The sequence below is a fragment of the Secundilactobacillus hailunensis genome (genome assembly GCF_005405185.1).
Taxonomy (GTDB): Bacteria; Bacillota; Bacilli; order Lactobacillales; family Lactobacillaceae; genus Secundilactobacillus; species Secundilactobacillus hailunensis.
The window spans coordinates 1-12,889 of the sequence record NZ_BJDO01000058.1; the positions used below are offsets into that span (position 1 = coordinate 1).

Genomic DNA, 12,889 nt, shown 5'->3' on the forward strand with positions numbered 1-12,889 from the left:
AGAAACGGCCTCACTCCAGACGAATACTGGAGTGAAGCCGCTTAGGAACACATAAAACTTTATATTATTTCATTTGTCAACTTGACAGGGCATAGTGCATAATCGGGGCTTCTTTGAATTATTTGAATTTAACGTACTGTGCACGGATGATGCTGTCATCAGCCAGCCGGTACCATTTTAGGTGATTACTATCGTTATATTCACCGGTGATCTGAATCTTAGTGCCATCAGCAATAAGTTTGATGGCACGGCCATTAGGTTCCGCATACACGTGCAGAGAACGACCGGCAACAAAGTCAATAATTGCTGAACGGTTAATAGGTCTAAATACCACCGGTTCACGTTTGCCGAGCTGTTTATTTTCGGGCCTGTTAGTTTGAGTGACGTTTTTGCCGTTGATCCACTGCGGACCACCTAAATTAAACCAGGTTTCACCAGTTTGGGTGTTCACCCGGATAAAGGCCCGCCAAACTGAATTTTTAGGAAATTCATAGCGGTAAGGCTGCCCATCAGGTTGGTCTAAGATCTGAGTACTGCCTTTTAAGCGGACAAAAATACTGATACGCTGAACAGCAGTCCAATTATTGCGACGTAGCATTACCACAATGGTTTGGGACGCTTCTGTAAAGTGGCCCGTCAACGGCCGATTAGCTTTAATTAAGTGAAAGCTGTCCAGTTCAGTCTTACTAAAGGCAAAGGGCTGGTTCACGGCCCCAGTTTGAATAACTGGGGCTGCAAGCATTTCGCGGGTATCGTAGTCGACTGAATACAGGATCACGGGATGGCCCATCTCCTTGGTAAATTGAAGGGTCATGATCCGGTAAGGACTGGCAAAATGAGTGGCAAAGCCAATGATGTGAAACAGTAGATAGTGTTCAATGTGGTGGGGGGTAAAGTGAACCTTTTCACCCAGCCGGCCATTGAGCCACTGCGGTTTTCTCAACGGCTGATTTTGCTCATCCAAATAGAGCACCAGCATGACGGCTGATCCGTTCTGTTCTTTAGCAGGGGCATCAATTGTGGCAGTGCTGGGCTTAATTGTTTTGGACGTAGGCTCTTGTTTAGTAATAGTCTGAGTTTCATCACGCTTAGGTTTTAAGATCGAACTATCAGATAACGTTGAGACGATTCGCCGAGAAGGGGTTCTGGGTCGATTCTTAGTCATTAATTTTTTTAACCGGTCCCAAAAAGACATATGAATCCCCCTTCCAAACGTTTCTTTATCTCTAGTATACCCCACTTACTAGGTATCGGAGAAGTTTTCAGTGAGATATTGCCGACCTGAAAATCGCGCTGTGACAGTAAACGGGTCTGCTCATCAAATGACTGATGGGCAGACCCGTTTTAAGACTTAAAGTGAATTACTTCTTGGTTTCAGTCTCGTTAGTTGCAGGTGCAGCTGGCGATTCTTCATCAAGGGTAATGTCACCATTTTCAATTTTAGCAACTAGATTCTTGACGTTATTGTGGGCTAGGTAGAAGTCGGCAATTCGGTCTTCAATCTGCTCTTGAATAACTCGCCGAAGTGGTCGAGCACCCATGGCAGGATCATAACCTAATTCCACTAGTTTAGCTTCCACTGGTTCAGTGACGTGAACGTGCAGGCCTTGGTTGCCAAGCATGACATTGACATCATCGATCATCAGACCAACGATCTTCATCAAGTTCTCTTTGGTAAGGGAATTGAATTCAACGATATCATCAAACCGGTTCAAGAATTCAGGTTTGAAGTAATTCGTCAGCTGATCCAGAACAGAGTGGGTCTTACCAGCTACTTCAGCACCAAACCCAACACTGGCTTCGGCATCACCGGTACCAGCATTTGACGTCATGATGATAATCGTATCCTTGAAGGAAACGGTGTGTCCCTGTGAATCGGTCAAACGGCCATCATCCAAGATCTGCAAGAACATATGCATGACATCTGGATGGGCTTTTTCAACTTCATCTAGGAGAATCAGACTGTAAGGGTGGCGACGAACCTGTTCAGTTAACTGACCAGCTTCTTCGTAACCCACATAGCCAGGCGGTGAACCAATCAGCTTAGCCACTGAATGCGGCTCCATGTACTCAGACATATCAAACCGAATCATGGCTTCCGTTGAGCCAAAGAGCTCACGAGCTAGTTGCTTAGCCAGTTCTGTTTTACCAACCCCAGTAGGGCCGACAAACAGGAACGAACCGATTGGACGGCCAGTACCATTGAGCCCAATCCGGTTACGACGGATGGCCCGGGCAACCTTATCCACGGCGTTATCTTGACCAATGACGTGAGTCTTCAAAGAATCGCTTAAATCACGCAACTGCTTTTGTTCCTTATTCTGCAGTTCGCCAACTGGAATCCCCGTCTTTTCTTCGACGATCTTTTGCATATCTTCCTCAGTAACCTGAGGCTCATCGTCGGCAGAAGGGGCAGACGTCTGTGACTTCTTAGCTTCTTCCAGCTTAGTGACTTGATCACGGTAGTAGGCGGCTTTTTCGTAATCTTCCTGTTTCAAAGCAGCTTGCTTTTGATCTTCAGCCGTCTTGACTTTTTCGTCGATCGTCTTGGGATCAACCACGTTAATGGTCAAGTTCTTCTTAGAACCTGATTCATCAAGTAAATCAATGGCTTTGTCAGGGAGATAACGGTCTTGAATGTAACGGTCGGATAATTTGACCGCTGCTTCCAGTGCAGCATCAGTGTAGTGAACGTGGTGGTAGTCCTCATACTTCTTTTGGATGCCCTTTAAGATCTTAACGGCTTCCTCAGGAGATGGTTCGTCCACGGTGACGGGCTGCAGACGACGGGCCAGTGCTTGATCCCTTTCAATATCTCGGTATTCATTTAAAGTGGTCGCACCGACCAACTGGAACTCGCCACGCGCAAGTGCTGGTTTCAAAACGTTACCGGCGTCCATACCGCCTTCAGCGTTCCCAGCACCCACGATCTCGTGAATTTCATCAATAAACAAGATGATGTTAGGGTTATCAGTAACTTCCTTCATTAACTGCTGCATCCGCTGCTCAAATTGACCACGGATACCAGTGCCTTGAACAAGGGAAACCACGTCAAAACGAATGATCTTTTTATTCAATAGTTTTTGCGGAACATCACCAGAGACGATCTTTTGAGCGAGACCTTCAACCACCGCCGTTTTACCAACACCGGCTTCACCGATCAAAACGGGGTTATTCTTAGTCCGTCGGTTCAAAATTTCGATGACTCTAGAGATCTCCCGGTCACGGCCAATGACTGGATCGATCTTGCCCTGACTTGCAAGTTCAGTAAGATCGATACCGTATTGGCCTAATAGACCACCATTACCGTTGCCGTTTTGACGGCCACCGTTATTCGGGCCGCTTGGCTGGGTAGGTGGGACTTGTTGTTGATAGCCCTGCGGATTGCCATTTTGGTTGCCACCTTGCATGGCGCGGAAAATATCGTCTAGGTTACCAAAGCCAAATGGATCTTGTGCCATTTGCGCACCTCCATTTCCAGGATTAGAGTTATTCTGCTGATTTTTTAGAAGTTGATAACAATTTTGACAAAGGTCAACTTGCTGCCTTTGACCATTTACGTTTAGGTACAAATGAATCGTCGCTTCACGTTGATGACAATTCTGACACAGCATATCTCGACTCCTCTCTTAATTAAAGTAGTCATGCCAATAACTGATCAATTGTCTGACCAATCTTGACCATTGACCCTATTATACAATATCCAAGTGTTTTCGCAAGTAGTTTGCTCGCACTTTAGGGTTAAAATTAGCACGAAGGCTATACGAGTGCTAACTCAATTTATGTTTTACTGCATTTTGGCAAATCTTGCAAGCAGTTTGACTAGATAATTGATATTTCAGGCGATTCAGCTGAAAATAAGCCAATTCTTAATTTGTGTTTTTACTTTGAGTTATTAGTTATGGTACAATGTAGCGAACTAAAAATTTCGGTGCTGTGGGGGTGACGGATTTGGCTGAAGACTATGCCAATTTGATGGCACGGCTCAAATCAGGTGATTTAGATGAATTTACTGTTGAACCAGCTGATTTCATGACGTTTCAAACAGCTTATATGCAGTTTGAGTCCCGTAAGCGAGTCGTGGGGCAAGCTGAGAAGAATGGCAAAATCATTTATCGCTATGATCATGACCAAACACAGTAAATAAACGATGTAAGCGGTTGATTATTTTCGGCAACGGCTTGTATTTTGTTTAATAAATTGATATTCTTAGGATAAAGGTGTTTTTCTATTTATTTCATAAAAGCCGTTCTTATGAAACTGATGAAAAGTAGCCCAATTTGTTTTTAGCTGATAAAGGAGATTGATATATTATGGAAAAACGCAACTTTCGGATTACTGCAGAAGCTGGTATTCATGCTCGTCCTGCAACCTTGTTAGTACAAGCAGCCAGCAAGTTTAACTCAGACATCAACTTGGAGTATGACGGCAAGTCCATCAATTTGAAGTCCATCATGGGTGTGATGTCATTAGGTGTTGGTCAAAACACTGACGTTACCATCTCTGCTGATGGCGACGACGAGACTGAAGCCATGGATGAAATCGCCAAGACGATGAAGGCTGAAGGGCTATCAAACTAAAGCAATTCTACTAACAATCAACGTTAGCTAAAAGTTGATCGATAAAAAAGGTTTTCCAGAAAGTGTTTTTTCTGGAAAACCTTTTTTTAAATTTAAGAAAAAGCAAAGGTGCTTGCACCCCTAGGCGTGATAAGCTATTGTTAGTAGGTTGAATAACATACGTAAACTGACGAATTTACGGCGTCAGAACAAATTTTCTATTCTTGCATTACACACAGCTAACCAATATAATTATTAACAATAATAAGAAGACAGGATTAAAGAGATGGGGGATTGTCGTGAACATTGGTTTATTTACTGACACATACTTCCCTCAAGTGAGCGGTGTGGCAACTTCCATCAAAACACTGCGCCATGAGTTGGAAAAACAGGGTCACCAAGTGTACATTTTTACGACGACCGATCCGCACGTTGAAAAAGACGTCTATGAACGTAATATCTTTCGGTTTCCCAGCGTGCCATTCGTGTCGTTTACTGATCGGCGAATTGCCTTTCGGGGCCTTTTGCATGCTTATCAGTTAGCTAAGGAATTAAATCTGGATATTGTTCATACGCAGACTGAATTTTCAATGGGCTTAATTGGAAAATTTGTCGCACGTGCGATGAAGATTCCGTGCATCCATACTTACCATACGATGTATGAAGATTACCTTCACTACGTTGCGAACGGTAAAATTTTAAAGCCAGTGCATGTTAAGCAGATGACCCTGGCTTTTTGCAGTCATCTAGACGGCGTGGTGGCCCCCAGTGAGCGGGTGATCGACACCTTACAGGGGTATGGTGTTAAAGCACCGATTCGCGTTATTCCAACTGGGATTGATCTGGAGCAGTATGAGCCAGATGAAGCCGAATTAAACGTGCGCGAAAAATATCATATTCCAGCAGACGCACCCATGATGCTGTCTTTAAGTCGAGTGGCTTACGAAAAAAACATTAAAGAAGTTATTGATGGGTTCGCAACGCTTTTAAAAAAGCTGCCTGACGCGTATCTTATGATCGTTGGTGATGGTCCCGCTAAGGAAGACTTGGAGCAGCAAGCGCATGATCTCAATCTCGATGACCGCGTGATCTTTACTGGCGAGATCAATAATAATGAAGTTTCAGCGTTTTATCACGCGACCAATTTATTTGTGTCTGCTTCCGATTCGGAATCGCAAGGGTTGACCTATATTGAGGCGTTGGCTTCAGATAAGAAAATCGTGGTCAAATCCAGTCCCTATACGGATGACCTGCTGCAAAACCCTGATCTAGGAGCAACCTTTAAAACACAGGACGAAATGGTTGAAAAGATGATTTATTATCTCAACCATGATAAAATCGGTGATCATACCGGCTTGAATCAGACTTTAAAGCAGGTTTCAAGCGAAACGTTCGGTGAGAAAGTCGTTGACTTCTATCACGATACGCAACTTAACTATGAAGAAAATCATGAGCGTTCAGCAAATATTAGTAACAGTAATTAATCTTTAGGAAACGGAGCCAAGTATGTTAAAAATCACAATGTTTTCGGCCGCAGATTCAGTGAAGGGCCAAGGTGTCGGCAGTGTCTACACGGAACTGGTTCGGCTGCTCAAGACCCGTGAATCAGACCAGATTTCACTTCAAATCAATCAGTACGGTCGTAGCGACATTAGCCATTATCATACGGTTAACTTTCCGTTTTACCTGTCAACGTTTATGCCGGGAAGGGGACGGAAAATCGGCTTTGTGCATTTTCTGCCGGAGACCCTGGAAGGCAGTCTCAAGTTGCCAAAAATTGCTAAAGCTATTTTTTATCGTTACGTGATTGCTTTTTATAAGCGGATGGACCAGTTAGTAGTGGTCAATCCGTCCTTTATTCCTAAGCTAGAAGCCTACGGGATCAGTAAGGATAAGGTGACTTATATTCCGAACTTTGTGAGCGCCGAAATGTTTCATCCGGCTTCAGATAGCCGTAAACGGGCGTTACGAGAACAATACCATTATCCTGATCGGTTTACGATATTGGGTTCCGGTCAAGTACAAGTTCGCAAAGGCGTCTTTGATTTCATTGAATTAGCCAAACGACATCCAGAAATGCAGTTTATCTGGACTGGCGGCTTTTCGTTTGGCCGGATCACTGACGGCTACGAAAAGCTGAAGCAGGTGGTGGATAATCCACCGGCCAACCTCAGTTTTCCCGGGATCATTGATCGCGATAAATTGGTCGACTATTACAATCTGGCTGATCTATTTTTGCTACCGTCATATAATGAACTGTTTCCGATGTCCGTTCTAGAAGCGTTCAGTACCCACACGCCAGTTTTGTTACGTGATTTGGATCTCTATCACGCGATCATTAAGGGTGACTATGCGGCTGCTAAAGACGTTGATGAGATGGATCAGATCATTTCTGATCTCAGCTCAGATTCAACAGTGCTGACGGCACTTAAACGGAAAGCTAAACAGGCCGCCGACTATTATTCAGAGGAACGACTAGCCAAGATCTGGCTGCAATTCTACACTGAACAGGCAAGAAAAGGATAAGATAATAAGTATGTCGAGACGTAATAAAATTGCATTGTTCCTCATTATCCTATTGGGAGTTTCCATTTTCGGTTATTCTTTACGGGATGTAAAATTCAACATCTTAATTCGCGACTTTACGACCATCCATCAGGGCTGGTTGCTGGTGGCGATTTTGTGTATGTTGCTTTACTTTTTACTTGAAGGATTAGTGGTTAAGGTCTTCGTGGATGAACGGTTAGGGCATTATTCTTTTAAAAGTGCTTTGCGCATTCCTCTCATTGAACAGCTATTTAACGGTATCACGCCGTTTTCATCTGGCGGACAGCCTGCCCAATTGGTTGCCATGCTTCAAAGCGGTATTGATGGCGGCCGAGCCAGTTCGATTTTGTTGATGAAGTTTATTGTCTATCAGGCGATGATCGTGATCAACTTTTTAATTGCCTTGATCATCGGGTTTCAGTACATGGTCAGTAAATTAAGTTACTTATCCTTGTTTGTAGTGTTTGGCTTTGTGATTCACTTTGCGGTGATCATCGGGTTATTCTTAGTGATGTTTTGGCCGCAGTTTACTAAAAAGGCAATGCGCATCGTCATGATCCCAGTACGTTGGTTCACTAAGGGTGACCGGGTTGATGACTGGATCGTGCGTCTGGATACTAAGATCGATTTATTTTATCAGGAAAGTGTTCAACTGATCAGCCAATGGAAGCTGCTGCTAAAAGTGATCGTGATCACCTTTTTCCAGTTAATGTGCTATTACTTGGTGCCTTACTTCATCATGCTTTCACTGGGCTATACTCACGCTAATATTGTGATGGTGACTTGTCTGCATGTCATAATCGTCATGGTGATTTCCATTTTTCCCATTCCTGGTGGGTCTGGCGGTGCCGAATATACGTTTACGGTCTTGTTCAGCAGTTACATTACCAATTCAAGTAAGCTCGTGCTAGCTATGCTGCTCTGGCGGCTGCTGACCTATTATTTGGGAATCGTAGCCGGCATGGTAGCACTAGCAGTTAAGCCAGATAAAATTAAACTGAAGTCTTAGATTAAAACGGGTAACATAAAAACAGTTGTAAAACATAACCTGATTATTGGCTGATCATTGGCCGATAACCAGGTTGTTTCAGTCAGTGCAAGGCAGTTCATGGCTGGCTGTGCGACCTTGCCGGAGGGCTGTCATTCATGTTACAATCTCATAGGCAAACGTACGTTTACTTAAATTAAAGAACTGGAGCTAGCATAAAAATGTATCAGTATTTAAATGGTAAGATCGTTGATATTCAACCGGCTTACGTGGTTCTTGACGTGAATGGCGTGGGCTATCTAATTCGGGTGGCGAACCCCTTTCAGTTTGAGATCGGCGATGATTTAGTTAAAATTTACGTTCATCAGACCATTAGTGATACGGCCCAAACGCTATATGGGTTCAGCTCGTTGAAGGAAAAGCAACTCTTTGAAAAGCTGCTTGCGGTATCCGGAATTGGTGCTAAGAGCGCGTTGGCCATTTTGGCTAATGGTGATCAGCAGGCCATTGTGGACGCTATCGGCCAAGATAACGTCACTTATTTGACCAAGTTTCCTGGTATTGGTAAAAAGACCGCTCAGCAAATTGTGCTGGATCTAAAAGATAAGTTAGGTGATTTTTCAGCTAACAGTTTATTTGATCAAACCAGTTCAGCAGTTTCGCCGACAGATAACGCAGCTCTAGCTGATGCTTTAGAGGCGTTAACGGCGTTGGGTTATAAGGATCGGGATATCAAACGGGCTGAAAAAGCCTTACAAAAAGAACCTGAACAGACGACGGATACTTATTTAAGTATGGCGTTAAAATTATTAACCAAGTAACTTAAGTCAATTGTTTTATGTTTTAAAGGAGGCGTGCGGATGACTGAAGATAATCGAGTTGTTGCGGGAGAAAAGCAGGATGATACCGAGGCATCAGTTGAACGCTCTTTGCGACCAAGCAGCTTGTCGACATACATCGGTCAAACGGCTTTAAAACGTGAACTAAGTGTCTATATTCGCGCGGCTAAAAAGCGGGAAGAAGCACTGGATCACGTTCTTTTATACGGTCCTCCTGGATTAGGGAAGACGACGCTAGCCATGATCATCGCCAGTGAAATGCAAGTTGGCATCAAGACTACTAGCGGTCCGGCCATTGAAAAAACGGGAGACTTAGTCGCACTGCTCAACGAACTTAATCCCGGCGACGTGTTATTTATTGATGAAATTCACCGGTTACCAAAGGTGGTTGAGGAAATGCTGTATTCCGCGATGGAAGACTTCTTCATTGATATCGTGGTGGGGCAAGGTCCAACTGCTCATCCGATCCATTTTCCGTTACCGCCGTTTACATTGATCGGTGCGACAACGCGTGCGGGCTTGCTGTCAGCACCGTTACGTGACCGCTTTGGAATCGTTGGTCACATGGCTTATTACACCACTGAGGAACTGGAACAGATCGTTAAACGGTCCGCTAAGATTTTGAACTCACCCATCCAAGAAGAGGGAGCTCACGAAATTGCCCGTCGTTCACGGGGTACGCCCCGAGTTGCTAACCGGTTATTAAAACGAATTCGTGATTTTGCTGAAGTTTCTACCCACCATGATTCGATTGACCGGGCGATTGTCCAGCAAGCGTTACAGATGCTGCAGGTGGATGATGAGGGCTTAGATCAGACTGATATTAAGCTGCTGGAAACCATGATCCGCTTTTATGACGGTGGCCCAGTTGGCCTTAACACGTTAGCTGCTAATATTGGTGAAGAAACTGATACCGTCGCGGAAATGTACGAACCGTTCCTACTTCAAAAAGGTTTCATCAAACGCACCGCTCGTGGTCGAATGGTAACCCCATTGGCCTATGAGCACCTTGGTATTTCCCCTGATAAAAAGTGAAAGGACCTTCATTATGACACTGACCACAGAAGATTTTGATTACGATTTACCACACGAACTGATTGCCCAGACACCCATTGAAAAACGGGACGCTTCCCGACTACTGGTTTTAGACCACCAGACCGGTGAAATGACCGATAAGCATTTTTATGATATTGTGGATTACTTGAATCCTGGCGATGCCGTGGTCATGAACAACTCTCGCGTCATGCCAGCCCGGATCTATGGCGTTAAGCCGGATACCGGTGGTCACGTGGAAGTGCTGTTACTGCACAATACCCAAGGCGACGAATGGGAAACGTTGATGAAACCGGCTAAACGGATGCGCGTCGGCTCAACCGTTAGCTTTGGCGACGGGGTCTTAACCGCCACTGTTACTAAAGAATTGGAGCATGGCGGTCGGATGATCGAATTTCATTACGACGGCATCTTCATGGAGATTTTGGAAAAGCTTGGTGAGACGCCGTTACCGCCTTATATCAAGGAAAAGCTGGATGATCCGGAACGCTATCAGACCGTTTATGCCAAGACAGTGGGCTCAGCAGCTGCTCCTACGGCTGGTTTGCATTGGACTAAGGAACTGCTGCAGAAGGTTCAGGATAAGGGCGTCAAGCTAGTTTATCTGACCTTACACGTGGGTCTTGGTACCTTTCGACCAGTGGATGAAAAAAACATTGAAGATCATAAAATGCATTCAGAGTTTTATCAGCTGTCAGAGGAGTCCGCTAAGACTTTAAATGAAGTTCGGGCTAACGGTGGCCGGATTATTGCCACAGGAACCACCTCGATTCGCACGCTGGAGACCATTGGCACCAAATTCCACGGTGAGATCAAAGCCGACTCTGGCTGGACGGATATTTTCATTAAACCCGGTTATCAGTGGCAGGTTGTGAACGCCTTTATTACCAACTTTCATTTACCGAAATCAACGCTGGTGATGTTAGTGGCTGCTTTTACTGGCCGTGACAATATTTTGAATGCTTATCACCATGCGATTGAAGAACGTTACCGTTTCTTTAGCTTCGGTGATGCCATGTTTATTAAATAGTGATTGTTTAACGACCTTTTGCGCAACAGTACTAGCAAGGGGCCGTTGTTAGTTAAATACGGAGGAACAATTTTATGGAACCAGCGATTAAATATCGCCTGATCAAAACTGAAAAAGATACTGGGGCTCGGCTGGGTGAACTGATCACGCCTCATGGGACATTCCCAACGCCGATGTTTATGCCGGTAGGGACCCAAGCGACAGTCAAGTCACTGGCACCCGAAGAGTTAGATGAGATGGGTGCCGGCGTGATTTTAGCTAATACCTACCATCTGTGGCTGCAACCGGGAGAAGACCTGATTAAAGAAGCCGGTGGATTACACCAGTTCATGAACTGGCACAAACCAATTTTGACCGATTCCGGTGGCTTTCAAGTCTTTTCGTTAGCGGAAAATCGCAATATCACGGAGGCAGGGGTTCACTTTAGGAACCCCTCCAATGGGGACAAATTATTTCTATCACCAGAAAAAGCGATGCAGATCGAAAATGACCTGGGGCCGGACATCATGATGAGTTTAGATGAATGTCCGCCATTCTTTGAGTCCTATGACTACATTAAACACTCAGTTGAACGGACTTCCCGGTGGGCTGAACGGGGCTTAAAAGCTCACGCTAATCCCGATTGGCAAGGGCTATTCGGCATCGTTCAGGGAGCTGGTTATGAGGATCTGCGGCGTCAGTCAGCCCATGATCTGGTCAGCATGGATTTCCCGGGTTATTCAATTGGTGGGCTATCGGTTGGTGAGTCCAAGGCAGAAATGAACCGGGTGCTTGATTTTACGGCACCAATGTTGCCAACCAACAAGCCCCGTTATTTAATGGGCGTGGGGTCACCGGATTCATTAATTGACGGTGTTATGCGCGGTATTGACATGTTTGACTGTGTGCTGCCCACCCGAATCGCTCGTCGTGGAACCTGCATGACCAGCCATGGACGACTGACCGTGAAGAACGCTAAGTATGCCCGTGATTTTACGCCCGTTGATGATCAATGCGATTGCTACACCTGCCGTAACTACACCCGGGCGTATATTCGCCATTTGTTTAAAGCCGATGAAAGTTTTGGCCTACGACTGACCAGCTACCATAATTTATACTTTTTGTTACACCTCATGAAAAAAGTGCGTGAGGCCATCATGAACGATAATTTAGTTGATTTTCGAGCACAATTTTTTGAAGAATACGGTTATAATCAACCAAATCCAAAAAATTTCTGATATTCGATAGACTGATTGACGAATTTTTGTTAAATTAAACAGTAGACAAAGGTGGGTGAAACAATTTGGACGTTTTAGCAGGCTCAAATGCTGGAAGTTATTCTAGTATGTTGTTGATTGTGGTGATGATCGTTGCGATGTATTTCTTAATGATCCGGCCACAACGTAAGCAGCAAAAAAAGCATCAAGATACGTTAAGCCAATTGAAAAAGGGCGATCACGTGGTTACGATCGGTCGGCTTCACGGTGTGGTCGATGAGATCAACAATGAAGCAAAGACAGTCACACTTGACTGTGATGGCATTTATTTGGTCTTTGACCTTAACGCCATTGGCTCAGTGACTCAACGTTCTGCAGCTAGTGAAGTGACTGCTGCAGCATCAGCAGCATCAACTGAAACAAAACCAGCTGAAGATGACAAGACTGATGCGACTGAAGCAACACCTTCAGCCTCAGCAACTGATGATTCTAAAGATGATACCAAAGCTGAAAAATAGCTTTAATCTCCCTTTTGTTGAGGGAGATTTTTTGGCACTTCGTCAAGTAGAGTTGATTTAGATTTATAGGAGTACTTAGACCTCAATTGGTCTAGGTGCTTTTTTAGTTGGCAGTTTTTTGGACAATGGTTTGAACCAGACGCGTTCCAAAAAAATACG

General features: G+C 44.6%; 12 protein-coding genes. 10 read left to right on the plus strand and 2 right to left on the minus strand.

The window, feature by feature from the left end:
- Positions 1 to 118 precede the first annotated feature (118 nt).
- Complete coding sequence (locus FFM73_RS11100; RefSeq protein WP_137631770.1) at positions 119 to 1,195, minus strand: MucBP domain-containing protein; 1,077 nt, start codon at positions 1,193 to 1,195, stop codon at positions 119 to 121.
- 166 nt (positions 1,196 to 1,361) lie between these two features.
- A complete protein-coding gene (locus FFM73_RS11105; protein ID WP_137631771.1) occupies positions 1,362 to 3,614 on the minus strand; it encodes an ATP-dependent Clp protease ATP-binding subunit in 2,253 nt (750 codons plus the stop codon).
- 337 nt (positions 3,615 to 3,951) lie between these two features.
- Here FFM73_RS11105 and ykzS point away from each other — a divergent pair, with 337 nt between their 5' ends.
- The 10 genes from ykzS (at position 3,952) to yajC (ending at position 12,730) form a co-directional block, all read left to right on the plus strand.
- Positions 3,952 to 4,143: a protein YkzS gene (ykzS, locus tag FFM73_RS11110; protein WP_137631772.1), complete on the plus strand. Its 192-nt coding sequence runs from the start codon at positions 3,952 to 3,954 to the stop codon at positions 4,141 to 4,143.
- A gap of 170 nt (positions 4,144 to 4,313) precedes the next feature.
- Entirely contained in the window at positions 4,314 to 4,580 is a 267-nt protein-coding gene (locus FFM73_RS11115) for a phosphocarrier protein HPr (protein WP_137631773.1), read from the plus strand.
- A gap of 278 nt (positions 4,581 to 4,858) precedes the next feature.
- On the plus strand, positions 4,859 to 6,043 hold the full coding sequence (locus FFM73_RS11120) for a glycosyltransferase family 4 protein (RefSeq protein WP_137631774.1): 1,185 nt from the start codon (positions 4,859 to 4,861) through the stop codon (positions 6,041 to 6,043).
- 22 nt (positions 6,044 to 6,065) lie between these two features.
- Positions 6,066 to 7,085: a glycosyltransferase family 4 protein gene (locus FFM73_RS11125; protein ID WP_137631775.1), complete on the plus strand. Its 1,020-nt coding sequence runs from the start codon at positions 6,066 to 6,068 to the stop codon at positions 7,083 to 7,085.
- A 10-nt stretch (positions 7,086 to 7,095) separates the two neighbouring features.
- On the plus strand, positions 7,096 to 8,115 hold the full coding sequence (locus FFM73_RS11130; RefSeq protein ID WP_137631776.1) for a lysylphosphatidylglycerol synthase transmembrane domain-containing protein: 1,020 nt from the start codon (positions 7,096 to 7,098) through the stop codon (positions 8,113 to 8,115).
- Between the two features lie 200 nt (positions 8,116 to 8,315).
- The gene (gene ruvA / locus FFM73_RS11135) at positions 8,316 to 8,915 is read left to right on the plus strand and encodes a Holliday junction branch migration protein RuvA (protein WP_137631777.1); all 600 of its coding nucleotides are present in this window, start codon (positions 8,316 to 8,318) and stop codon (positions 8,913 to 8,915) included.
- Between the two features lie 39 nt (positions 8,916 to 8,954).
- Positions 8,955 to 9,968, plus strand: a complete 1,014-nt coding sequence (ruvB, locus tag FFM73_RS11140; protein WP_137631778.1) for a Holliday junction branch migration DNA helicase RuvB — start codon at positions 8,955 to 8,957, stop codon at positions 9,966 to 9,968.
- Between the two features lie 13 nt (positions 9,969 to 9,981).
- Positions 9,982 to 11,016 carry a tRNA preQ1(34) S-adenosylmethionine ribosyltransferase-isomerase QueA gene (gene queA, locus FFM73_RS11145; protein ID WP_137631779.1) on the plus strand — a complete coding sequence of 345 codons (1,035 nt, stop codon included), beginning with the start codon at positions 9,982 to 9,984 and terminating at the stop codon, positions 11,014 to 11,016.
- 74 nt (positions 11,017 to 11,090) lie between these two features.
- A complete protein-coding gene (tgt, locus tag FFM73_RS11150; RefSeq protein WP_137631780.1) occupies positions 11,091 to 12,233 on the plus strand; it encodes a tRNA guanosine(34) transglycosylase Tgt in 1,143 nt (380 codons plus the stop codon).
- Positions 12,234 to 12,340: 107 nt separating this feature from the next.
- Positions 12,341 to 12,730, plus strand: a complete 390-nt coding sequence (gene yajC, locus FFM73_RS11155; RefSeq protein ID WP_137631781.1) for a preprotein translocase subunit YajC — start codon at positions 12,341 to 12,343, stop codon at positions 12,728 to 12,730.
- Positions 12,731 to 12,889 lie beyond the last annotated feature (159 nt).